Annotated in this window: 20 protein-coding genes and 1 pseudogene; 16 read left to right on the top strand and 5 right to left on the bottom strand. The window is 65.1% G+C overall.

Translation table 11 applies throughout. The features are described 5' to 3' along the window. The 7 genes from AC1VTH_RS01620 to AC1VTH_RS01590 all read left to right on the top strand — a co-directional run. Positions 1-616, top strand: a 616-nt coding sequence (locus AC1VTH_RS01620) for a radical SAM protein (RefSeq protein ID WP_481334401.1), incomplete at its 5' end; no start/stop codon positions are given. A 1-nt stretch (position 617) separates the two neighbouring features. Continuing rightward, a complete protein-coding gene (gene moaC / locus AC1VTH_RS01615; RefSeq protein WP_293826502.1) occupies positions 618-1,118 on the top strand; it encodes a cyclic pyranopterin monophosphate synthase MoaC in 501 nt (166 codons plus the stop codon). Between the two features lie 13 nt (positions 1,119-1,131). Then, the gene (locus AC1VTH_RS01610; RefSeq protein ID WP_481334400.1) at positions 1,132-1,599 is read left to right on the top strand and encodes an MOSC domain-containing protein; all 468 of its coding nucleotides are present in this window, start codon (positions 1,132-1,134) and stop codon (positions 1,597-1,599) included. Then, positions 1,596-2,630: a molybdopterin-binding protein gene (locus AC1VTH_RS01605; protein WP_481334399.1), complete on the top strand. Its 1,035-nt coding sequence runs from the start codon at positions 1,596-1,598 to the stop codon at positions 2,628-2,630. Before AC1VTH_RS01610 ends, AC1VTH_RS01605 begins: the two co-directional genes overlap by 4 nt. Positions 2,631-3,015: 385 nt before the next feature. After that, on the top strand, positions 3,016-4,242 hold the full coding sequence (locus AC1VTH_RS01600; protein ID WP_481334398.1) for an HAD hydrolase-like protein: 1,227 nt from the start codon (positions 3,016-3,018) through the stop codon (positions 4,240-4,242). Positions 4,243-4,319: 77 nt separating this feature from the next. Continuing rightward, positions 4,320-4,649: a phasin family protein gene (locus tag AC1VTH_RS01595; RefSeq protein ID WP_481334397.1), complete on the top strand. Its 330-nt coding sequence runs from the start codon at positions 4,320-4,322 to the stop codon at positions 4,647-4,649. Positions 4,650-4,655: 6 nt separating this feature from the next. Beyond that, complete coding sequence (locus AC1VTH_RS01590) at positions 4,656-6,473, top strand: ABC1 kinase family protein (RefSeq protein ID WP_481334396.1); 1,818 nt, start codon at positions 4,656-4,658, stop codon at positions 6,471-6,473. 38 nt (positions 6,474-6,511) lie between these two features. Here the strand turns inward: AC1VTH_RS01590 and AC1VTH_RS01585 are convergent, their stop codons facing one another. Beyond that, positions 6,512-7,429, bottom strand: coding sequence for a hypothetical protein (locus tag AC1VTH_RS01585; RefSeq protein WP_481334395.1), 918 nt, complete (start codon positions 7,427-7,429; stop codon positions 6,512-6,514). A 453-nt stretch (positions 7,430-7,882) separates the two neighbouring features. Here AC1VTH_RS01585 and htpG point away from each other — a divergent pair, with 453 nt between their 5' ends. The 3 genes from htpG (at position 7,883) to AC1VTH_RS01570 (ending at position 11,601) form a co-directional block, all read left to right on the top strand. Next, entirely contained in the window at positions 7,883-9,898 is a 2,016-nt protein-coding gene (gene htpG / locus AC1VTH_RS01580; RefSeq protein ID WP_481334394.1) for a molecular chaperone HtpG, read from the top strand. Between the two features lie 434 nt (positions 9,899-10,332). Next, a complete protein-coding gene (locus tag AC1VTH_RS01575) occupies positions 10,333-10,812 on the top strand; it encodes a nucleoside deaminase (RefSeq protein WP_195447970.1) in 480 nt (159 codons plus the stop codon). Positions 10,813-10,821: 9 nt separating this feature from the next. Next, on the top strand, positions 10,822-11,601 hold the full coding sequence (locus AC1VTH_RS01570; RefSeq protein WP_481334393.1) for a GntR family transcriptional regulator: 780 nt from the start codon (positions 10,822-10,824) through the stop codon (positions 11,599-11,601). A 143-nt stretch (positions 11,602-11,744) separates the two neighbouring features. Here AC1VTH_RS01570 and AC1VTH_RS01565 read toward each other — a convergent pair whose 3' ends face one another. Then, complete coding sequence (locus AC1VTH_RS01565) at positions 11,745-12,476, bottom strand: acyl-[acyl-carrier-protein] thioesterase (RefSeq protein WP_481334392.1); 732 nt, start codon at positions 12,474-12,476, stop codon at positions 11,745-11,747. A 210-nt stretch (positions 12,477-12,686) separates the two neighbouring features. On the opposite strand from AC1VTH_RS01565, the gene AC1VTH_RS01560 reads away from it, so the two are divergent. The 3 genes from AC1VTH_RS01560 to AC1VTH_RS01550 all read left to right on the top strand — a co-directional run bounded on the left by AC1VTH_RS01560 (position 12,687) and on the right by AC1VTH_RS01550 (position 14,056). Continuing rightward, positions 12,687-13,043 (top strand): hypothetical protein, encoded by a 357-nt coding sequence (locus AC1VTH_RS01560; RefSeq protein WP_481334391.1) that lies wholly within the window; start codon positions 12,687-12,689, stop codon positions 13,041-13,043. Between the two features lie 6 nt (positions 13,044-13,049). Further along, positions 13,050-13,442, top strand: coding sequence for a hypothetical protein (locus AC1VTH_RS01555; protein WP_481334390.1), 393 nt, complete (start codon positions 13,050-13,052; stop codon positions 13,440-13,442). Between the two features lie 185 nt (positions 13,443-13,627). After that, positions 13,628-14,056 (top strand): hypothetical protein, encoded by a 429-nt coding sequence (locus tag AC1VTH_RS01550; RefSeq protein ID WP_481334389.1) that lies wholly within the window; start codon positions 13,628-13,630, stop codon positions 14,054-14,056. 135 nt (positions 14,057-14,191) lie between these two features. On the opposite strand, the gene AC1VTH_RS01545 is transcribed toward AC1VTH_RS01550, so the two are convergent. The 3 genes from AC1VTH_RS01545 to AC1VTH_RS01535 form a co-directional block, all read right to left on the bottom strand. After that, entirely contained in the window at positions 14,192-16,093 is a 1,902-nt protein-coding gene (locus AC1VTH_RS01545) for an ABC transporter ATP-binding protein (protein ID WP_481334388.1), read from the bottom strand. Then, positions 16,086-17,894 carry an ABC transporter ATP-binding protein gene (locus AC1VTH_RS01540; RefSeq protein WP_481334402.1) on the bottom strand — a complete coding sequence of 603 codons (1,809 nt, stop codon included), beginning with the start codon at positions 17,892-17,894 and terminating at the stop codon, positions 16,086-16,088. Before AC1VTH_RS01540 ends, AC1VTH_RS01545 begins: the two co-directional genes overlap by 8 nt. A 65-nt stretch (positions 17,895-17,959) precedes the next feature. After that, positions 17,960-18,667, bottom strand: coding sequence for a MarR family winged helix-turn-helix transcriptional regulator (locus AC1VTH_RS01535; RefSeq protein ID WP_481334387.1), 708 nt, complete (start codon positions 18,665-18,667; stop codon positions 17,960-17,962). Positions 18,668-19,938: 1,271 nt separating this feature from the next. On the opposite strand from AC1VTH_RS01535, the gene AC1VTH_RS01530 reads away from it, so the two are divergent. The 3 genes and pseudogenes from AC1VTH_RS01530 to AC1VTH_RS01520 all read left to right on the top strand — a co-directional run. Beyond that, complete coding sequence (locus AC1VTH_RS01530) at positions 19,939-20,880, top strand: phosphate ABC transporter substrate-binding protein (RefSeq protein ID WP_481334386.1); 942 nt, start codon at positions 19,939-19,941, stop codon at positions 20,878-20,880. 81 nt (positions 20,881-20,961) lie between these two features. Further along, positions 20,962-21,864 carry a phosphate ABC transporter permease subunit PstC gene (gene pstC / locus AC1VTH_RS01525; RefSeq protein ID WP_481334385.1) on the top strand — a complete coding sequence of 301 codons (903 nt, stop codon included), beginning with the start codon at positions 20,962-20,964 and terminating at the stop codon, positions 21,862-21,864. Next, positions 21,857-22,361, top strand: a pseudogene (locus AC1VTH_RS01520) (phosphate ABC transporter permease PstA); the annotation flags it as partial. The gene pstC and the pseudogene AC1VTH_RS01520, both read left to right, overlap by 8 nt.

Here is a 22,361-nt window from a genome sequence, read left to right as displayed (position 1 = left end):
CACGTTGAGACGCGTGAGCCTCGACACCCTGCGGCCCGAGCGCTACCGCGCCATTAGCCGCACGGGCGAGCTCGCGGACGCCATCGCTGGCATGCGCGCCGCGGCAGACGCCGGGTTTGCCAACTTCAAGATGAACTGCGTGCTCATGGGCGGCGTCAACGACGACGAGGTCGCGGACTTCGTGGACATCGCGCGCCGCGAGCCCGTGGAGGTGCGCTTCATCGAGCTCATGCCCATGGGGGAGTGCGCCGCCTGGCCACGCGAGCGCTTCGTCTCGGGCGACGTGGTGCTCAACACCTGTCCTGACCTCGCGCGCATTGGCGAGGGCGGCGTGGCCGAGCTCTACGCAGGTCCCGGCTTCGCGGGTCGCGTGGGCCTCATCCGCGCGGTGAGCCACCGCTTCTGCTCGGGCTGCGACCGCATTCGCGTCACGGCCGACGGCCGCCTCAAGCCCTGCCTGCACTCGGCTGCCGAGGTGCCGCTCGTGGGCCTGCACGGCGAGACGCTCGTGGACGCCATCCGCGCCGGCATCGAGGCCAAGCCGGCCCACCACAACCTGCGTCCCGGCGTGAGCGCGAGCGCCACGCCGCGCGACATGAACGAGATAGGAGGCTAGCGTGGACGAGAAGAACGAATCGATTCGCGACGCCGAGCTCACGCACGTGAACGCCCAGGGCCGCGCCCGCATGGTCGACGTGGGCGCAAAGCCCGTTACCAGCCGCGTTGCGCGCGCCGCGGGCCGCGTGCTCATGGCGCCCAGCACCCTCGAGCTCGTGCGCACGGGCGGCACCCGCAAGGGCGACGTACTGGCCGTGGCGCAGGTCGCGGGCATCATGGCGGCCAAGCGCACCTGGGAGCTCGTGCCCATGTGCCATCAGGTGCCGCTCAGCGGCGTCGATATCAGCTTTGCCTTTGAGCCCGAGGGCATCGCCATCGAGGCGACCGCCCGCTGCAAGGGCGAGACGGGCGTCGAGATGGAGGCGCTCACGGCCGTGTCGGTCGCGGCGCTCACCATCTACGACATGTGCAAGTCGCACCAGCGCGACATGGTCATCGAGTCCGTGCGGCTCATGGAGAAGGACGGTGGCCGTTCGGGCCACTTCGTGCGTCAAGAGTAGGGATAAGCAAAAAATGGGAGAGACCAATAACACGCAGATGGCAACCGTCGTTGCCGTTTGCACCAGCGACAAGAAGGGTGTGCGCAAGAAACCCGTCGACGTCATCGAGCTGGCCGTGGGCACAGGCGTCGTGGGAGACGCCCACGCCGGTGCCTGGCACCGCCAGGTGAGCCTTCTGCCCGACGAGTCGGTCGACGAGCTGCGCGAGGTGCTGCCCAACCTTACCCCCGGCGACTTTGCCGAGAACATCCTCACGCGCGGGCTCGACCTCAAGAGCCTGCCCGTGGGCACGGTCGTCGCGGCGGGCGAGGCCCTGGTCGCGGTGACCCAGATTGGCAAGAAGTGCCACAACGACTGCGAGATTAAGCGCCTCACCGGCAAGTGCGCGATGCCCACCGAGGGCATCTTTGCCGTGGTCATCCGTGATGGCAAGGTTCGCGCGGGCGACGAGGTCCGCGTGGTGGAGGTGTGCGAGCGATGAGGGAACTGGCCGTTCAGGATGCCGTGGGACACGTCCTGTGCCACGACATGACGCAGATCATCCCGGGCAAGTTCAAGGGCGCACGGTTCCGCAAGGGGCACGTGGTGCAGCCTGAGGACGTTCCCGTGCTGCTCTCGATGGGCAAGCGCAGCGTCTATGTCTGGGAGATGCAGCCGGGCATGCTGCACGAGAACGACGCGGCCCTGCGGCTGTGCAAGCTCGCCGAGGGCGCGGGCTGCACCCATGCGGACGACATCAAGGAGGGCAAGATCGAGCTGCGCGCGGCTTGCGACGGCTGCTTCACCGTGCGCTCCGAGGCCCTGCGCGCCGTGAACTCGGTCGAGAAGGTCATGATTGCCACGCGTGCCGGCAACACCGCCGTGCGCAAGGGCGACAAGCTCGCCGGCATGCGCGTGATTCCCCTCGTGGTGGAGGAGAGCGTGCTCGACGCGGCCGACGCCGCCGCGGCAGCCGCCCCCGGCGAGGGCCCGCTGTGCGAGGTCGTGCCCTTCAAGCTGTGCCGCGTTGGCATCGTGACCACGGGCAGCGAGGTGGCCGGCGGCCTCATCGAGGACTCGTTTACCCCGGTGGTCCAGAGGAAGCTTGCGGCCTATGGCATCGAGATGGTGGCCCACGAGCTGCCCGGCGACGACATCGACGACATCGTGGCTGCGATTGGCCGCGTGCGCGAGGCGGGCTGCGACCTCGTGGTCTGCACGGGCGGCATGAGCGTCGACCCCGACGACAACACTCCGGGCGCCATCCAGCGCAGCGGCGCGCGCATGGTCACCTACGGCGCGCCCGTGCTGCCGGGCGCCATGCTCTTTGTGGGCTACTACGACGACGGCACGCCCGTGCTGGGCCTTCCCGGCTGCGTGATGTTCGCCGGCGCCACGATCTTTGACCTCGTGATGCCGCGCATCGCCGCGGGCATCCCCGTGACGCGCGACGACATCGTGGCCTATGGCGAGGGCGGCCTGTGCCTGGGCTGCGCCGAGTGCCACTACCCGATCTGCCCGTTTGGCAAGTAGGGGAGCGTGAGGGCACCCGCCGCGCTGCTCGGCCACTTTCCAGCCATCGGTTGCGCACGTTTGAGCGGCGTTGGACGTGCCAAACCGATGACGATCCGCTCTGCCGCGCCCTGTCCATCGATATTGCACGTTTGGAGCCCGTTGGACGTGCGTAACCAATGGCGATCTGCTCGGCCACTTTCCAGCCATCGGTTGCGCGCGTTTGAGCGGCGTTGGACGTGCCAAACCGATGACGCGTTTGGGCGGCAGTGGCGCCGTTGCCCTTCTCGGCCACGCGCCGCTCGCCCAAGGCCGGACGCCGCGGGTCCCGCGCGCGTACTACACTTGATGCGACTGTCTTGGCGGCTGCCTTGCGGGGCGGCCGCCTCTTTGTTTGGGAGGTACCATGGCCCACCACGACCATGACCACGAGCACAACCACGAGCGCGACGCCGCAGCTCAGGTGCCCTATACGGCTCGCGTCATCACGGTGAGCGACCGTTGCGCCGCCGGCACGCGCGTCGATTCCGCCGGCCCCGCGCTCGCCGCGCAGCTCGCCGCCGCGGGCTTTGACGTCGACCCCCACGTGGTCGTCGAGCCCGACGACGCCGGGCGCATCGCCCATGCCATCCGCGAGGCCGCCCGCGCGGACGTTGCCCTGTGCGTCACCTGCGGCGGCACCGGCCTGGGCCCGCGCGACGTGACGCCTGAGGCCACCCTCACCGTCTGCGACCGTATGGTCCCGGGCCTGGGCGAGCTTATGCGCGCCCGCTCCGCCGGCATCACCGACCACGCGTGGGTCTCGCGCGGCACGGCCGGCACGCTCGCGCGCACCCTTGTGGTGAACGTGCCGGGGTCTTCCAAGGGCGCCACCGAAAACCTGGGGTTTGTCCTGGATCCCATCCGCCACGGCCTCAAGATGCTGCGCGCGGAAGGCCCCGCAGACTGCGCCGCCGAGCGTGCCGCCAGCGAGGCGGCGTCTCTCGCGAGCCGTCCCTGCGTGCTGTTCGACTTCGACGGCACGCTCGCGGACACCAAGCGCTGCATCGTCGAGACGGCTACCGAGGTCCTTCTCGGCTTTGGCCTTACCCGCGAGCAGATAGGTGACGCGGGGCGCCTGGTGGGTCCGCCCTTCCCGGCCGCTTTTACGCTGGTATATGGCCTGTCGGAGGAAGACGCGGCCGAGGTCACGCGCCGCTACCGCGCCATCTACTCCAAGCTTGGGCCCGAGAGCCACCCGCTGTTCGCGGGCATCCGCGAGCTACTCGACGAGCTGCGCGCGCAGGGCCGCCGCCTTGCGATCGTCTCGTCCAAGAACTACAAGCTCATCGACGCCGCGCTGGCAGACACCGGCATCGAGGGACTGTTCGACGCCGTGGTCTCCTCGCGCGACCCCAAGGACGTGGGCAAGCAGGCCCTCGTGACGCGCGCGCTCGAGGAGCTGGGGTGCGCCCCGCACGACGCCGTGATGGTGGGCGACCGCTTCTACGACATCGAGGGCGCCTGCGCCTGCGGCGTCGCGGGCCTGGGCGTCTACCTGGGCAACACCGCCGAGGACGGCGAGCTCGAGCGCGCCGGTGCCACGGCCGTGGCCCGCTCGGTCGCCGAGATGCGCGCGATTCTCGTGGACTGATTTCGGGTACAAGCAACAACATCAGGAGGCGTCGCGTGCCCGCGCGGGCGGTGACGCACAGATTGGAAGGAGCCACCATGCTCGATCCCGTTGACCTCATGCGCAAGACGTTTCTCGCCGGCATGGGCGCCGTTGCCTATGGCGCCGAGAAGACCGGCGAAATCATCGACGACCTCGTCAAGAAGGGCGAGATCACGGTTGACCAGGGCAAGGACCTCAACCGCGAGCTCACCCAGAAGGCCAGACAGACCGTCTCCGACGCGCAGGACCAGGTGCTGCGCGCCCATCTCGCCACGATGACGTCCGCTGAGCGCGCCGACTACGTCGACCGTGCCCGCGAGATCGCCGACGACCTCGATGCCGCCCGCGTCACCGTTGACGTCGAGGCCGACGAGGCCGAGGAGTAGCCGCGCTTGACTGGTGAGCCAAAGGACAAAGTGAATGTGGCCGTGCCCGAGGGGTCCTCGGGCACGGTGCCGCATGCAGACCCGTCGACCCCCGAGGCGCAGGACGCTATGTGGGAGGCCGCGCTCGCCGGCGTGGAGGGCGAGCTCGACGAGGACGATTCGATGACGATTGGCCTGCTGCGAGGCGCCCGCCGCAACGACGCGAGCCGCTACGGCATCTCGAGCAAGCGCCGCCACGCCCGCATCCTGCAGATCTTTGGCATCGTGCGCAAGTACGACATCTTTGGCGGCATCACGCCCGTCAAGTTTCGCCGCATGCTCGAGGAGCTGGGCCCCACCTTCGTGAAGGCCGGCCAGATTCTGTCGATGCGCTCGGAGATTCTGCCCGAGCGCTTCTGCCGCGAGCTCACCAAGCTGCGCAGCGACGTCGACCCCATGCCCTACGAGACGGTCGTCGCCGTGCTCGAGCAGGAGTATGGCGGCTCGCTCGGCGACGTCTTCGACGCCATTGGCGAGCACCCGCTCGGCTCGGCTTCGGTGGCGCAGGTGCATCGCGCGCGCCTCGCGAGTGGCGAGGACGTCGCCGTGAAGGTGCAGCGCCCGCACGTGCAGGAGGTCATGGCGCAAGACATCGACATCATGCGCTCGCTCGTGCGCCACCTCACCCCCTTCTTCAAGGGCGACCAGTTCCTCGACCTCACGAGCGTGGTGGAGGAGCTGTGGGACACCTTCCGCGAGGAGACCGACTTCCTCGTCGAGGCGCGCAACCTCGAGGAGTTCCGCCGCAACAGCGAGAGCTGCAAGTTCGTGACCTGCCCCAAGCCGTACATGAGCCTGTGCACCAAGCACGTCGTGGTGATGGAGTACGTCGGGGGCATTACGATCTCGAGTCCGGCTAAGCTCGTCGACGCGGGCTACGACCTCACCGAGATCGGTGCCAAGCTGGTCGACAACTACGCCACGCAGCTCCTTGACGACGGCTTCTTCCATGCCGACCCGCACCCCGGAAACATCGAGGTGTACGGCGGCCAGATCGTGATTCTCGACCTGGGCATCACGGGCAGGCTGAGCCCGTATTGGCGCCGCATCATGCGCGACATGATCTTCTCGGTGGCCGAGCGCGACACGCTCAAGCTCAAGAGCGCCCTGCTGCGCCTGTCGCTGGGCTCGCCCGACGAGGTCGACCACGCGGCGCTGCTCGCGGACCTTGACGAGGTGGTCGACGAGTTTGGCACCGTGAGCCTCTCCGAGCTCGACCTGGGCAGCTTCCTGGGTAGCATCATCTCGCTCGCGCGGCGCAACGGCATCGAGCTACCGGGGCAGATCACGAGCATGGCCCGCGGCCTCGTGACGCTCGAGGGCGTGCTCGACGAGTTTCTGCCCGGCGTGAACATGATCGACATCATCTCGCAGCACATCCGCTCGCACACCGACACGATGGCCAAGGTCAAGCATGATGCCGAGGAGCTCGCGATTCGTGGCAAGGCGGCCACGAAGGGTCTACTGGGCGCGGCCGCGCAGGCCGAGCTCGCGATGAGCATGCTCACGCGCGGCCAGCTCAAGCTCAACATGGACTTCGTGGGCTCCGAGGACCCCATCGACGACCTGAGCCACATCGCCGACCGCCTGACGCTGGGCGTTCTGAGCGTGGGCTTCCTGATTGCGGCGAGCGCCGTGGTCATGAGCGGCTGGGCCGAGCACGCGCGCTTCACGATTCTCGACGTGCCGGCGTTTGCGTTTGTGTGCTACGTGATCGCGTTTGCGCTGGCGTTTGCGATCCTGCATAACATCTGGGCCAGGCATCGCCGCAAGCACAGCAAGTAGCTGGGCCTCTGCCCGCTTTGCTCGCTGTGCGCCGCCGGCTACTCGTCCTCCTCCTCGTTGGGGAATAGAGCGTAGCGTAGCTCGTTTTCGGCTCCGCGCTGCAGGGCGCTCTTGCTGATGTCGACGCCCACGACTTTGGCGAGCAGCTGCTTTACGGCAGCCCATCCGTTTGGCTTGGCGAGCTGGTCGTGGGTGAGGGGTATCACCTGCACACCCATGAGCGCGAGCGCGGCCGTGCGCCGCGCGTCGTTGAGGCCCGCGGCCTCGCCGCTGTGGACCGACGCTCCTTGGCACTCGATTGCGATGGGGCCGTGGGCGTCGTTTGCGTCGAGGTAGAGGTCTGCATAGCAGTGTCCGTGTCGGTAGAGGGCTTGCGCCGTGCCCGACAGGTTGATGCGGTGGTTGTTTGCGAAGCGCACGCCCAGTCCGCCGCTGGCGCGCGACAGCCCCAGCAGCATCGATGCCCTGGCTTCGAGGGGCGACGCGCAGGCGCCCGTGACGTTGGCTGCTGCCCAGCGCAACTTCTTGATGCCGCGAAAGCCCTGGGCCTGCTTGGAGAAGCGCTCGAGCTTCTCGGGCGTGGTGAGCGGGTCGCGCTTCCAGAGGTTGGTTGCCTCGCCAGTCGTTGACTTGGTGCGCTTCCAGCCGTCGTCTTTGCTCAGGTCGCCGCGCTGTATTGCCTCGGCAAGCAGCTGCTCGGCGCGCTTGCACGGCTCGAAGGTGCTGTAGCTGCCGCAAAGCTCGTAGGCGGCCAGGAGCAGGTTGTACTTGTTTAGGGTCGCGGCCATTCCCAGCAGCGCAAACTCGGGAGACGCCACGTCAAAGCCGTGCTCGGTCTTGCGGATGCTCCCAAATGGCAGGTCGCGGGCAACCGTGTGCGAGACATAGAGCTTGGTGGCAGAGCAATTTCTAGTGCTATCAACTAACCTGTGCAGCGGGGTCTCAAGTAAGTCCACAGCGAGCGGACTGTTGCCTATCTTTTGATGCTTTGGATCTAGGTACGGCTCGGGTAGTGGAGGGTATAGGACCAGGATTTGGGGCGGAATCTGGTAATAGCGATATGCGGTTAGGCCGCAAAGTGTCCGTTCCACGTTACCCTCCCAAAAGTATTTTCGATTTCTTGAGGCTAAACCTCCAGGCTCGGAGTAGTTGATGTCTCAGGCTATTCTCATCTGGTGTTTTGATAGCCTAAATCGCATCAATACTCGGTGGACGGCAATTTAGCCTCAAGAAATCGCAAATACATTTCTGACGATTGTCTTGCAAGCTGATTTTCTTGAATACATGCGCGCATTTGGGATATAAAACCTAAGTCAAGCAATAGCAGATTTGCGGTTTCGCACGCCGCGGGCGCCATGCGTCTCGTGCGCGCCGCCGCAAATCCGCTTCGCACCATCAGGAGGCACTGCATGCGCAAGTTCAAGACCGAGAGCAAGAAGCTTCTCGACCTCATGATCAACTCGATCTACACCAACAAGGAGATCTTCCTCCGCGAGCTCATCTCCAACGCGTCCGACGCCGAGGACAAGCTCTACCTCAAGAGCCTCACCAGCAGCGACGTCAGCCTCGACGAGGACAGCCTCTCGATTCGCATCACCCCTGATAAGGACGCCCACACGCTCACCATCTCGGACAACGGCATCGGCATGACGGCCGACGAGCTCGAGCGCAACCTCGGCACCATCGCCCACTCCGGCTCCGAGGAGTTCAAGGCCGCCAACGCAGACCACCAGGGCGACGACGTCGACATCATCGGCCAGTTTGGCGTGGGTTTCTACTCCGCCTTCATGGTTGCCTCCGAGGTTCGCGTCGTGACGCGCGCCCTGGGCGAGGACACCGCCCACGTCTGGGTCAGTGACGGCCTCGAGGGCTACACCATCGAGGAAGGCGAGCGTGACCACTGCGGCACCGACGTCATCCTCACGCTCAAGGAAGACGTCGAGCCCGCCGATGGCACCGAGGGCGAGCGCTACAGCCGCTTCTTCGAGGAGTGGACGCTCAAGGACCTCATCAAGCAGTACAGCAACTACGTGCGCCACCCCATCCAGATGCTCGTCACCAAGAGCCGCCAGAAGCCCAAGCCCGAGGACGCCGGCGACGACTACAAGCCCGAGTATGAGGACTACACCGAGCTCGAGACCATCAACTCGATGACGCCCATCTGGAAGAAGCGCGGTGACGTCGAGCAGAAGGACTACGACGAGTTCTACAAGTCCACCTTCCACGACTGGGAGGACCCGGCCCGCACCATCACCTTCCATGCCGAGGGCGCCCTCGAGTACGACGCGCTGCTGTTCATCCCCGGCAAGGCTCCGTTCGACCTGTACAGCAAGGACTACGAGAAGGGCCTCGCGCTCTACAGCTCCAACGTCCTGATCCAGGAGAAGTGCGCTGACCTCGTGCCCGACTACTACAACTTCGTGCGCGGCATCGTCGACTCGCCCGACGTCACGCTCAACATCAGCCGTGAGACGCTGCAGCAGAACCGCCAGCTGCGCGCCATCGCTAACCGCATCGAGAAGAAAGTCACGAGCGAGCTCGAGGCCATGCGCGACCAGGACCGCGAGGCCTACGAGAAGTTCTTCGAGAACTTTGGCCGCGGCCTCAAGTTTGGCATCTACTCGAGCTATGGCATGAAGGCCGGCGAGCTTGCAGACCTGCTGCTGTTCTGGAGCGCTCGCGAGAAGAAGATGGTGACGCTTGCCGAGTACGCCAAGGCCATGCCCGAGGGCCAGAAGGCCGTCTACTACGCCGCCGGCGACTCGCGCGACCGCCTCGAGAAGATGCCCGTCGTGCGCGCCGCGCTCGACCACGGCTATGACGTGCTGCTCTGCACGGCTGACGTCGACGAGTTCACCTTCCAGGCCATGCGCACCTACGAGGCCAAGGGCCTGCCCAAGACCTACGAGGACGACGCCGCCCGCGAGGCCGCTGCCAAGGCCGTGGCCGATGGCGCCGAGCCCGAGGTCGAGGACCGCTCGCTCGAGCTCAAGAACGTTGCCGCCGGCGACGTCGACTTTGCCACCGAGGACGAGAAGGCCGCTGCCGAGCAGGCCACCAAGGACAACGAGGACCTCTTCAAGGCCATGAAGGACGCCCTGGGCGACAAGGTCACGAAGGTCACCGTGTCCGCGCGCCTCACTGACGCGCCGGCCGCCATCACCTCGGAGGGCCCGCTGTCGCTCGAGATGGAGAAGGTGCTCTCCGCCGGCCCCGACGCGGGCGAGGCCCCCAAGGCCCAGCGCGTACTCGAGCTCAACGCCCAGCACCCGGTGTTCGACAAGCTCAAGGCCGCCCAGGAGGCGGGCGAGGCGGACAAGGTTAGCCTGTACGCCGGCCTGCTCTATGACCAGGCGCTGCTCGTCGAGGGCATCCTGCCCGACGACCCCGTGGCCTTCGCCAGCCACGTCTGCGAGCTGATGTAGCAGGAGCGTTCGCTCGTTGCGGCTTCGTGACGCCCAGCCTCTGTCCAGCCCATCCGTTCACCGCCTGCCCCGTGCCGTCTGCGTGCGACACGGGGCGTTTTGCTCCCGCGGCGCTATGATGGGAGTCGAAAGGTAATAGGTATGACCTTTCGAGCGTTACGGGGCGGACGATGGCGCGCGCAGAAGGGGAGCGCACCGTCGTCCGTCTTGGTAATGGGGCGCACCGTCGGCAACGTGTGTTGGCGTTGCGCCCTTGCATAGGACGAGCGACTGGCAACGCGTGCCGGCGCTCGTCTCGGCATGCGAGGTGGACGGCACAACGCCGCGTCCTTCTCGGCAAAAGACGCTGCTTGCCGACAACGCGTGCTGGCAGGCCACGCCACATCGACAACCATCGCGCCCACCCCAGGCGCCACCAGCAAAAGGAGAGCATCATGGCCGAGTCCAACGAGTACTACCTGCGCCGCTGCATCCAGGTCTCCCGCGAGTCGCGCGAGCACGGCAACACGCCGTTTGGCGCGCTGCTCACCGACAAGGACGGCAACATCCTGATGGAGCAGGAGAACATCGAGATCACCCAGCGCGACGCCACCGGCCACGCCGAGACCGCCCTGGTGCGCCGCGCCAGCCACGAGTACTCGCGTGCCTTCCTCAAGGACTGCACCCTCTACACCACCGCCGAGCCCTGCGCCATGTGCTCGGGCGCCATCTACTGGGCGGGCATCGGCCGCGTTGTCTATGGCATGACCGAGCGTCGCCTGCTGCAGCTCACCGGCTCCAACGAGCAGAACCCCACCTTTGACCTGCCCTGCCGCGACGTCTTTGCCCGTGGCCAGAAGGACATCAAGGTCGAGGGCCCCTTCCCCGAGGTCGAGGAGGAGGCCGCCGAGGTCCACAAGGGCTACTGGGACTAGCGAGGCGCCATGGCTGAACGGGTAAAGACGGGGTCGCTCGCAGACCAGACGCGTCGCGCGCTCGAGGCGATCATTGACGAGATGGACCTTGCGGCCAGCAATAAGCTGCCGCGCGAGGAGCAGCTCGCCCAGCGCCTGGGCGTGAGCCGCACGACGGTTCGCCAGGCCCTGAACGACCTTGCGGCCGATGGCGTCGTGCTGCGCCGCCAGGGCAAGGGCACCTTCGTGAACGTCGAGGCCATGGGCGTGCGCGCGCACCTCTCGCCCGCAAGCGAGCTCACACGTGCCATCGAGCGCTGCGGCCACAAGGCAGACGTGCGGCCCCTGCGAGCCTGCGAGGCCGAGGGTGAGCAAGCCGCCCGCGCCCGCTGTGAGCTGCGCCTTTCCGATGACGAGCCCGTCATCGAGGTCACCAAGCAGTTCCTGGCCGACGGCCGGCCGTGCGCCATCTGTCGCGACTGGCTGGGCCTCGAGGTGGCGGGCGGCGATGACGTTGCGGCCGCGCTCGCGGAGCTCGCGAGCTATCCCAGGTCGCTTTTCTGCTACCTGTTCGAGCGTGGAGGCAGGCGCCTGTCGTGGGAGCGCACCGAGCTCGACGTGGTGACGGCCAGCGAGGCTCGCGCCGTCGTGGGCGATGGGGCGGCTACCGAGGTGGGGGAGCGCCCGATGCTGGTCACGAGGTCGGTTCTCTATGACACGAGCGACGCGCCGGTGGTCCTGGCCGAGGAGTACGTCGACACGAGCGTCATCTCGTTCGACATCGTTCGCCGCATGGACATCGCGTACTAGCGCGAGCGGGGCGGGCGCGGCTGTCGTGCCCTGCAACCTGCATACACAAACAAAGGCCGGGGTGGGAGACGTTCCCATCCCGGCCTCTTTCGTGCTTCTCGCTCGGCCGCTCCAAGCCTGTTGCCGTCCCTGTGTCGCCTCTTTTAGCTCACGCTCACGATGGCGTAGTGCTTGCCGTCCGCGTTGTCGAGCGTCACGGTAAGCGCGTCATCTTGCTCGTGAAGGTGCGGGTAGATGACGTCGCCGAGCTTGGCTGCCTGGCTGTAGTGAACGTCGAGCGTAAGGGGAGTGGCAGGCACGCGCTCGCCCAGTGCGCCCAGCGCAATCGCCACGTACTGGGCGTTGTTGACGTGGTGGTTCGTGTCGAGATGGGCGGCCGTGACCTGCACAGGTGTGAGCGGCTCGCCCTCGTCCTCGATGCGCACCACGTGCGGAATCGCGGGTATGTCGAGTGGCGCGTCATCGCCGTCGAACTCCATGTAGGGCATGCACTCGCTCTCGGGCGTGCGCACGGGACGACCCTTGTTGCCATCGAACATGAACCAGCTCGAGTCCGCGCGGACGAGCGGCTCGGCGTCTGCTGGTGCGCCCGCCGCGCACACGGTGAAGTTGCGGTTGGCACGCAGTCCCTTGAAGCCCGTGGCCCACGTGCTCACGACGATCTCGTCGTTGAAGCGCGGCAGCTTGCGAATCTCGATCTTCCAGGCGCTGAGCATCCACGCGAGCTTGGTGCTCGCGATGTGCTCGGGCCCCATGCCTAGCAGGTCCGACTGAAACGTGCTGCAGTCCTGCAGGTAGTCGATGAGCGCCGGAATGGTGAGCCTCCAGTTCTCGTCGACCTCGCTGTACCTCACGCGGCTCGTGAACGAATACATGTGCATCTCCCGTCTGTTTGTCCCAGTGGATTGTACCCGCTTGTAGGCGGTTTAACTGGGGAAACGATTCAATTACTTATTCCGTTTGCCGTCATTGTCGTGCCGCTTGCCGCTCTGCTCGCATTAATAAGGGACTAAGTAAGGGATATACGGCACACTGGTGCCATCGTCCCGGATAGGCCCTGATGAGCTTGAGGGGAGGTGAAAGCAATGAGGAAGCGCTATCTTGCGGTCGCTATCGCTATCTTATGCGTGGTTGTTGCGTTGATATGGGCTACGCAGGCCGTAGGCTATCGGCACATTGTCCGAGGAACCGTCATTGCGAAAACAGATCGCTCCATTGTCGTGGAAACAAAGTACCGTGGCGTGGAAACCGACCCCGGAGATGATGACTTTTACGTTTTCGACGACGGAGGAAAGGTGCTGGTCAAGGATGAGGACGGAGTCTCGCTCTCTTTCTCTGACCTAACTGAAGGCAGCTACGTTGAAGCCGAATGGGGGCCTACGGGGAAATCGAGAGCTAGTGGTTCTCTGGTCCCAAATGAAATCAGAATTCAGCCTAGCTAAGGAGAGGTGATTGACTTGATTGCCAGTAGTATTAAGCGTTTTGCGCTCGTTGTGATGATGGCTACTTGTCTTGCTGCTCCGCTTACGCCCGCGATTGCATGCGAACAGGGGGCTGTTGAAGCAGCAGATGCTATTTCGCCCCGTTCGATGCTGACGATGTCTAAATTTCTTTGGATAGATAATTCGGTTAGGGTGTGTGTTAGGTATACCTATGACGACGGCTACGGGAAGATTAGTGGCATCCAGGGGCGCTGGATCGATGATTATAGGGGCACCGCATCGAGTGGTTCTATACAGCAATGTTATATCGAAAGCGGTGGCAAGAGCATTTTCGTTAAGGTTAACTTTTATCGCTCGGACTACGGATGGGTGACGAAGTCGGGGCGGATTTACGGGTAATTGCAGGCTTAATTTCGCTTGCATTGATATCACGATGACGCTCGGAGTCGATCGACTCCGAGCGTCTGTGTTTCATAACTACGCCAGGTTAAGAACGTGGAGGTTAAATGGGGCCCTTAGGCTAATGAGCGTAATTGGCTCGCAGTAATCTTGCGATAGGAATTCGCCAACGCAAGGAGGCCACCATGATTGACCAGCTGAACGTTTGCCTGCCGGCTGGGCCGGGCCGTCTGGCGAGGATGTGCCGCGTGCTTGGTGAGTCCGGCATCCAGATTCACGGCGTCATGGTTGCGAGCAACACGGACTTTGCCATCGTGCGTCTTGTGGTTGACCGGCCTCATGACAGCTGCGAGATGCTCTGCAACCTGGGCTATGACGCCTCTACCTGCGAGGTTGCGGCCCTGCGCGTCGACAACGTACCGGGTGGCCTCGCGACCCTGCTTGACCGCCTGCACTCGAGTGACCTCACCGTGTCTTACGCCTACAGTTGTTCGGTCGATGGAGGCACGGTTGACATCGTGCGCGTGCAGGGCGAGCCCGTGGAGCTCAAACTGCGCGGCTCGGGCCTCACGCTCGTCGAGGCGGGGGAGCTGTACGCCCTCGACGAGGCGTAGACGTGGGGCCGCACGGCCGCCGATGTAGACGCGCGTCCCTAGCGATCACCAAGGAGCATGCAAAGAAGGGCGACGCCGCCTGGGATGAATCAGACGGCGCCGCCCTTCTCGTGCGCTATTCGCTGCTCGCGAGCCCTACTCGAGCTCGAACGCGCCGGTGTAGAGCTGGTAGTAGTAGCCCTTCTTGGCGATGAGCTCGTCGTGGCTGCCGCGCTCGATAACGTGGCCGTGGTCGAGGCAGATGATTACGTCGGAGTTGCGGACGGTCGACAGCCTGTGCGCAATAACGAACGTGGTGCGGCCCTGCATCAGCGCATCCATGCCCTTCTGGACAATGGCCTCGGTACGCGTGTCGATCGAGCTCGTGGCCTCGTCGAGGATCATCGCGGGCGGGTCGGCCACGGCGGCGCGGGCAATCGAGATGAGCTGGCGCTGGCCCTGGGAGAGCTGCGCGCCGTTGCCAGAAAGCATCGTGGCGTAGCCCTCGGGCAGGCGGCTGATGAAGTCGTCGGCGCCGGCGAGCTTGGCGGCGGCGATGCACTCCTCGTCGGTGGCGTCGAGACGGCCGTAGCGGATGTTGTCCATGACGGTGCCGGTGAACAGGTTGACGTCCTGCAGCACCACGCCCAGGCTTCGGCGCAGGTCAGCCTTGCGGATCTTGTTGACGTTGATGCCGTCATAGCGAATCTTGCCGTCGGCGATGTCGTAGAAGCGGTTGATGAGGTTGGTGATCGTGGTCTTGCCCGCACCCGTGGCGCCCACGAAGGCCACCTTCTGGCCCGGCTTGGCATAGACGCTCACACCGTAAAGCACCTGGTGGTTGGGGGTGTAGCCAAAGTCAACGTCCTCCATGCGGACGTCTCCGCGCAGCGGGGTGTAGGTGGTCGTGCCATCGTGGTGCGGATGCTTCCAGCCCCACAGGCCCGTGCGCTTCTCGCTCTCGACCAGCTCGCCGCCCTCGACGCCTAGGTTCACCAGGGTCACGTAGCCCTCGTCCTCCTCGGGCTGCTCGTCGATGAGGGCAAAGATGCGGTCGGCGCCGGCAAGGCCCATGACCACGGCGTTGATCTGCTGCGAGATTTGGCCAATCTGGCCGCAGAACTGCTTGGTCATGTTGAGGAACGGCACCACCACGGCAATGGAGAGCGCCATGCCAGACAGCGACACGTTGGGCACGCCCAGGGCGAGCAGCAGGCCGCCTGCCAGCGCTACGATGACGTAGATGAGGTTGCCGATGTTCATGAGCACGGGCATCAGGATGTTGCCGTACATGTTGGCCTGCTGCGAGACCTCGAAGAGATGCTCGTTGATCTTGTCGAAGTCGGCCTCGGCGGCGGCCTCGTGGCAGAACGCCTTGACGACCTTCTGGCCGTTCATGATTTCTTCGACCTGGCCCTCGACGACGCCCAGCTCGCGCTGCTGCGCCACGAAGAACTTGGCCGACTTGCTGCCCAGCACGCGGGTCATGACCACCATGAACGCCACACCGGCCACGATGACCAGGCACATCCACACCGAGTAGTACATCATGATGAAGAACACCGTGATGAGGACGACGCCAGTCTGGAAGAGGTTGGGCAACGACTGCGAGATCATCTGGCGCAGGGCGTCGATGTCGTTGGTGTAGTGGCTCATGATGTCGCCGCGCTGGTGCGTGTCGAAGTAGCTGATGGGCAGGTCCTGCATGCTGCTGAACATCTTCTCGCGGAGCTTCTCGAGCGAGCCCTGCGTGACGATGGCCATGGAGCGGTTCCAGAACAGGGACGCGGCGATGCCCACGAGGTAGACGGCCGCGAGCGTGGCGACAAGGCGGAAGACCTCGGGCTGGGCGGCGGCCCAGTCGCCGGTCTGGCCAAACTGGGTCACGATCTCGAGCGCGCCCTGCAGGAAGACCGAGCCAAACGAGCTCGAAACGGCCGCGATGAGCAGGCATGCGACGATCGCGGGCAGAAGGCGCGGGTAGAACGAGAAGATCGTCTTGATGAGCCTTCCGGCGGTGCCCGCCTTGGCGCGGGGCTTGGTCTGCTGCTTACTCAAGGCCCTCGCCTCCCTTCTTGGCGTTGACGTTCGCGGCGCTGGCGGCGTCGCTCGCCGCCTCGGCGGCCTCGACGTCGGCCTCGTCGGCACCCATCTTGTTCTGCGAGGTGTAGGTCTCGCGATAGATCGGGCTGCGGCGCATGAGCTCGTCGTGGGTGCCCACGTCGGCGATGTGGCCGCCGTCCATAACCACGATGCGGTCGGCGTCCTGCACGGAGGCCACGCGCTGGGCGATGATGATTTTGGTGGTGTCGGGCAGGTAGGTGGCCAGGCCCTCGCGGATCTTGGCGTCGGTCTTGGTGTCGACGGCGCTCGTGGAGTCGTCGAGGATCAGGACCTTGGGGCGGCGCAGCAGGGCGCGCGCGATGCACAGACGCTGCTTCTGGCCGCCGGAGACGTTGGAGCCGCCCTGCTCGATGTAGGTTTCGTAACCCTTGGGGAAACCGTCGACGAACTCGTCGGCGCAGGCCAGGTGGGCCGCCTCGCGCACCTGCTCGTCGGTGGCGTTCTCGTCGCCCCAGCGCAGGTTCTCGGCGATGGTGCCGCTGAACAGCACGTTCTTCTGCAGGACCATGGCAACGTTGGTGCGCAGCGTCTCGAGGTCGTAGTCGCGCACGTCGACGCCGCCCACGCGCACGCTACCCTCGGTGGCGTCGTACAGGCGGCCGATGAGGTTCACGAGCGTGGACTTCGAGGAGCCCGTGCCACCCAGGATGCCGATGGTCTCGCCGCTCTTGATGTGCAGGTCGACGTTTTCGAGTGCCTGGCGCTCGGCGTGGGCCGAGTACTTGAAGCTCACGTGGTCAAAGTCGATGCTGCCGTTGGCGACCTCGGTCACGGCGTCCTTGGGCGCGGCGATCGTGGGCTCGGCATCGAGGACCTCTTCGATGCGTCGGGCGCTCTCGTCGGCCATCGTGACCATGACGAAGATCATCGACAGCTGCATGAGGCTCATGAGGATTTGGAAGCCGTAGGTGAAGATGGCCGACATCTGGCCCACGTCGAACGCGGTGCCGCCGGTGGTGATGATTGTCTGCGAGCCAAAGTAGATGATGACGACCCAGGTGAGGTCAACGGCGAACATCATCAGGGGGTTGTTGAAGGCGAGGAGCTTCTCGGCGCGGGTGAAGTCGAGGCAGACGTCCTGCGCGGCGCGAGCGAACTTGCCCTTCTCGTAGTCCTCGCGCACGTAGCTCTTAACCACGCGCATGCCGGTGACGTTCTCCTCGACCGACTCGTTGAGCGCGTCGTACTTGTGGAAGACGCGCGTGAAGATCGGGCGCACCAGGTGAATGATGTAGAACAGGCCAAAGCCCAGCACCGGGATGACCGCCGCGTAGACCAGCGCTAGCGGACCGCCCATGACCGTGGCCATGACGAAGGCGAACACGAGGCACAGCGGCGAGCGCACCGCGATGCGGATGATCATCATGAACGCCATCTGGACGTTGCTGATGTCGGTGGTGAGGCGCGTCACGAGCGAGCTCGAGCTGAACTCGTCGATGTTGGCAAAGCTGAAGCGCTGGATGTTGTAGAACATGTCGCGGCGCAGGTTCTTGGCAAAGCCGCAGCTTGCGTGGCTGCAGGTGATGCCGGCGCCGGTGCCAAAGGCCAGCGAGCACAGGGCGAGAAGGACGAGCACGCCGCTTGCGGGCAGAAGCTCGGCCACGGTGGCGCCCACCTTGATCTGATCGATGAGGCTGGCCGTGAGGAACGGGATGGCCATCTCGCAGACGACCTCGCCCAGAACGAGCAGCGGGGTGGCGATGGTCACCCTCTTGTAGCCACGGATGCTCTCCATGAGACGCCGCATGATGGCGGCGTAGCTTATTTTCATGGCCTTGGCCTTGCCTGCGGCCTCGGCGTCTAGTTGCTGCTGCATGCGCAATCCTCCTTGTCGCTTCCCTTGCTGATGCTGCGCCATCGTTCCTTGATGCGTGCGAGCATGTCCTCGAGCAGGGCGCGCTCGGCGCGGAAGCGCTCGCGCTCGGTTTGCTCGCGCTCGGCTTGCGCGTGGCCCTTCTCGGTGAGGCGGACGATGAGCTGGCGGCGGTCCTGCGGGTCGCGCGTGCGCTCGATGAGGCCGTCGCGCTCGATCTTGGCGAGCACCTCGGATAGCGACCCCGCCTTGAGGTCGAACATGTTCATGAGCTCGCGCTGCGGCATGGCGTCGCCGTGCTTGAGCAGGGCGCAGATGATGGGCGCGCGTCCCGAGCGGCCGCCTCCGTGGATGTGGATGTAGTGGCCGCAGAAGCCTAGCGTGTCCACGATGTGGGCGCACTGGCGCTCGCCGGGGTCCTCGATGTCCATCCAGCGCGGGCGGAAGGGGTCGTCGCCGTTGGGCAGGGGATGGGCCTCGATGCGGCCGCAGGGGGCAAAGCCCTCGTTGGCGGACGCGGCTGCCTGGCAGGCCGCGGCGCTGGTGGGCGCGGTTGTCGGGCTGGTGATGGCTGTGGCGCTGGCGGTCGTAGCTGCCGTGCGGGCGGTGCCGGCGGTTGCGGCGGTGGCTGCCGGGCGGGGCGCGGCGTCCTGACTCGACTGGGCCGCTGAGCTGGGCGTTTCGTGGGTCTCCATGGTGCTCACCTCCTTTGCTGACGTTGGCATGTTGCTCCTCTCTCATATGTTGTTGTGCAGGAGCATGATAGGACGCCGGGCGAGTAATAGTAAAGGTACCTAACGATGTGGGAGCCTAATTAATAGGAACCTAACATTTTGAAACCTAACTATTATCAGGTTCGCCTCAGTGGAAGGTGTCTGCCAGCGAGTGGGTGTGGGTTGGGCGCCGCGCCGCCCCTCGGCCACTCCGCGAGCGGAAGGTGCCTGCCAGCGAGTGGGTGCGGGTCGGGGAGAACGCCGATCGCCTTCTTCTCTGCCAGCGCCCGTGTTGCGGTTTGCTGCAAACTGCGGTTCTGTCCGCGCAGTTTGCAGCAAAGCAGCGCTTTTTGCCGTTTTAGCAACAGAAATACGGAAAGAACTGCGTGTTTGTGCAAAACCACGCGGCAAGAAACGCAGTTCTGCACAAACGGTAAGTGCCGAGAGGGGCGCCTTGCTGTTATCCACAAATTCCTAGGAAAACGGGCTAATGCCTGTCCGTTAAATGTGTATTTCGACAAATTCCTAGGAAATTGCGATCGGGAGAGGGGACTGGCGGCTGCCAGGGGAGGCGGTTACCGTTTGCTGTAAATGACCGATTTGTATAAGGCGGGGGCTCTGCCGAGAACGGCCGAATGCAGCAAACGGCCAATTCCTGTAAAACGTGGCGCTGCCGAGAACGGTGGATTGCAGCAAACGACCAGTTCCTGCAGGGTGTGGCGCTGCCAAGAAGGGCCGAATGCTGCAAGCGACCAGTTTGTGTAAGGCACGGCGTCGCCGAGAGCGGTGGATTGCAACAAATGCCCGCTTTGTGTAAGACGCAGCGCTGCCGAGAACGGTGGATTGCAGCAAGCGACCAGTTTGTGTAAGGCACGGCGTCGCCGAGAGCGGCCGAATGCAGCAAACGACCGATTCCTGCAGGGCATGGCGCTGCCGAGAACGGCGGATTGCAGCAAACGCCCGCTTTGTGTAAGCCCCTGCCCCCGCCGAGTGCGGCCTCTCGCAGCAAACGTCCGCCTTGTGTAAGCGCAACACCCTGCAGCAACGTTCGCCAACCCGCGAAATGTAAACGAAACGTAAGCCCGCGTCACGCGGCTGTAAGGAGCCGTCAGGCAAACGTAAGGGACGGCCGTTGAGCGAGGAATCGCAACCGCTGGCCTATAGATTGATTCTCGACACGGAGGCGCGGGCCCAAAGACCGGCAAGCGACCGGTCGCCCGCACGCCTCCACACACCACTCTCAAGGGAGAATCATGAGCATGGACATGTCTCGTCGTCAGTTCCTCGGTGGCCTGGCCGGTGGCCTCGCCGCGTTCGCCGGCCTCGGCCTCGTTGGCTGCGGTGGCTCCGGCTCCGCCTCCACTGCCGCTGCCAGCACGGAGACTGCCGCCGACCTCTCCGGCTCCGTCACCTGCTCGGGCGCCACGAGCTTCCAGCCGCTCGTCGAGGACGCCGCCAACGCCTTCATGGACGCCAACGCCAACGTCACCATCACCATCTCGGGCGGCGGCTCCGGCCAGGGTCTGTCCGACGTCAAGGACGGCAAGGCCCAGATCGGCCGTTCCGACATCTTCGCCGAGGAGAAGCTCGAGGCCGCCGACGCCGCCAAGCTCGTTGACAACCAGGTTGCCGTCGTGGGCATGGGACCGGTCGTGAACAGCGACGTCGACGTCGACGACCTCACCACCGAGCAGCTCAAGGGCATCTTCACCGGCGAGATCATCGACTGGAGCCAGGTGGGCGGTACCGCCGGCCCCATCCAGGTCATCAACCGCAAGGCCGGTTCCGGCACCCGCGCCACCTTCGAGAGCGCCGTCCTCGCCGGCGCCACCGTGCCCGACTCCTTCAAGCCGGTTGCCGAGGAGGACTCCTCGGGCACCGTTGTCGAGAAGCTCCAGCAGACCGCTGGCGCCATCTCCTACCTCGCCTTCTCCTACTTCGATGACACGAAGTTCAAGGCTCTGAAGGTCGACGGCGTCGAGCCCAAGAGCGAGAACGTCGAGTCCGGCGACTTCAAGATCTGGTCCTACGAGCACATGTACACCGCCTCCGACGCCGACGAGGTCGCCAAGGCCTTCATCGACTACATGCTCTCTGACGAGGTCCAGGGCTCGCTCGTCGAGGAGAAGGGCTTCATCCCCCTGACCGGCATGAAGGTCAAGAAGGACGCCTCGGGCACCATCTCCGCCGCCTAGTCTCACCTCCCTTCGCGGGGCGCGTCTTCGACTCGGGGGCGCGCCCCGTCCCTTTTTCTCCCCACTCGCAAAGGACACTTCATGGCAAAACGCCTGATGCCAAAGAGGAGCCTGGAGAACGTGGGCCTGGGCCTCACGGGCGCCTGCGTGGCGCTCGTGGCACTCGTCGTCGCGGTGCTCATCGTCATGGTGACGGCCGAGGGCCTCACCACGTTCTTTACCGATGGCGTTGACTTTGGCAGCTTCATCACCGGACAGAACTGGATTCCGTCCGACGGGCGCTACGGCGCGGCCCCGCTCATCGTGGGCTCCTTCTCCGTGACGCTGCTCTCCACCCTGTTCGCGCTGCCCATCGCCCTAGGCTCGGCCATCTTCGTGGTCGAGGTCCAGCCGGTCTTTGGCCGCAAGGTCTTCCAGCCGCTGGTCGAGCTGCTCGTGGGCATCCCCTCGGTCGTCTACGGCCTCATCGGCCTCACGGTGGTGAACGCCGCGATGCGCGCGATCTTTGGCGAGGCTGCCGGCACCGGCGCGGGCATCCTGTCGGGTGCCATCGTGCTTGCGGTCATGATCTTGCCCACGGTCACGACGCTGTCCATCGACGCGCTCGCCGCGGTTCCCAACGAGTACCGCGAGGGCTCCTACGCCCTGGGCTGCACCCGCTGGCAGACCGTGACCCACGTCGTCCTCAAGAGTGCGCTGCCCAGCCTCATGACGGCCGTCATCTTGGGCATGACCCGCGCCTTTGGCGAGACGCTCGCCGTGCAGATGGTCATCGGCGGCGTCGAGAAGGCCATGCCCTCCGGCCTTCTTGACCCGGCGGCCACGCTCACCACGGCCCTCACGAGCGGCCTCGCCAACGCCACCACGGGCTCGGTCGAGTACCACGCCCTGTGGAGCCTGGGCTTGCTGCTCATGGGCATGTCGCTGCTGTTCATCATGATCATCCACGTCATTGGCAAGAGGGGAGCAAAGAAGAATGGATAGCTCTACGTTTGCCAGCGATCCCGCCGAGTTCCGCGCCGACCAACCCGCCGACCAGGGCGTGGCCGAGAAGGGCACCGATAAGGGCGCCGAGCGAACCGCGGCCGCCACCGCCTCCGCGACCGCCGCCGTCGACCTCGACGCCCACGCCCGCCGCATCGGACGTCAGGACCGCATCGCCACCGGCGTGCTCACCGCCATCGCCGGCCTCGTCCTGCTGCTGCTCGCAGCCATCGTCGCCTACATCCTCTCGCGCGGCATCGGCAAGGTCTTTCAGCCGGGATTCCTCGTGAACGACTCGGCCGACAAGGTCCTGCCCGGCATTGCCACGCAGCTGTTCGACTCGTTCTACATGCTCGTCATCACGCTCGTCATCAGCCTGCCGGTGAGCCTGGGCGCGGCGATCTTCCTGGTCGAGTACGCGCCTGACAACTGGGTCACCACCGCGGCCTCCACGGCCATCGAGACCCTCTCGAGCCTGCCGTCGATCGTCGTGGGCA

It is taken from the genome of Parolsenella sp., from assembly GCF_982402205.1.
The sequence above is the reverse complement of the archived record's forward strand: the minus strand, read 5'-3'. Positions and strand labels throughout refer to the sequence as shown.

Coding starts and splice junctions, on each gene's coding strand:
- AC1VTH_RS01610 (WP_481334400.1), top strand. CDS start 1,132: ATGGGAGAGACCAATAACACGCAGATGGCAACCGTCGTTGCCGTTTGC.
- AC1VTH_RS01605 (WP_481334399.1), top strand. CDS start 1,596: ATGAGGGAACTGGCCGTTCAGGATGCCGTGGGACACGTCCTGTGCCAC.
- AC1VTH_RS01600 (WP_481334398.1), top strand. CDS start 3,016: ATGGCCCACCACGACCATGACCACGAGCACAACCACGAGCGCGACGCC.
- AC1VTH_RS01595 (WP_481334397.1), top strand. CDS start 4,320: ATGCTCGATCCCGTTGACCTCATGCGCAAGACGTTTCTCGCCGGCATG.
- htpG (WP_481334394.1), top strand. CDS start 7,883: ATGCGCAAGTTCAAGACCGAGAGCAAGAAGCTTCTCGACCTCATGATC.
- AC1VTH_RS01575 (WP_195447970.1), top strand. CDS start 10,333: ATGGCCGAGTCCAACGAGTACTACCTGCGCCGCTGCATCCAGGTCTCC.
- AC1VTH_RS01570 (WP_481334393.1), top strand. CDS start 10,822: ATGGCTGAACGGGTAAAGACGGGGTCGCTCGCAGACCAGACGCGTCGC.
- AC1VTH_RS01565 (WP_481334392.1), bottom strand. CDS start 12,476: ATGTATTCGTTCACGAGCCGCGTGAGGTACAGCGAGGTCGACGAGAAC.
- AC1VTH_RS01560 (WP_481334391.1), top strand. CDS start 12,687: ATGAGGAAGCGCTATCTTGCGGTCGCTATCGCTATCTTATGCGTGGTT.
- AC1VTH_RS01550 (WP_481334389.1), top strand. CDS start 13,628: ATGATTGACCAGCTGAACGTTTGCCTGCCGGCTGGGCCGGGCCGTCTG.
- AC1VTH_RS01540 (WP_481334402.1), bottom strand. CDS start 17,894: ATGGAGAGCATCCGTGGCTACAAGAGGGTGACCATCGCCACCCCGCTG.
- AC1VTH_RS01535 (WP_481334387.1), bottom strand. CDS start 18,667: ATGGAGACCCACGAAACGCCCAGCTCAGCGGCCCAGTCGAGTCAGGAC.
- AC1VTH_RS01530 (WP_481334386.1), top strand. CDS start 19,939: ATGAGCATGGACATGTCTCGTCGTCAGTTCCTCGGTGGCCTGGCCGGT.
- pstC (WP_481334385.1), top strand. CDS start 20,962: ATGGCAAAACGCCTGATGCCAAAGAGGAGCCTGGAGAACGTGGGCCTG.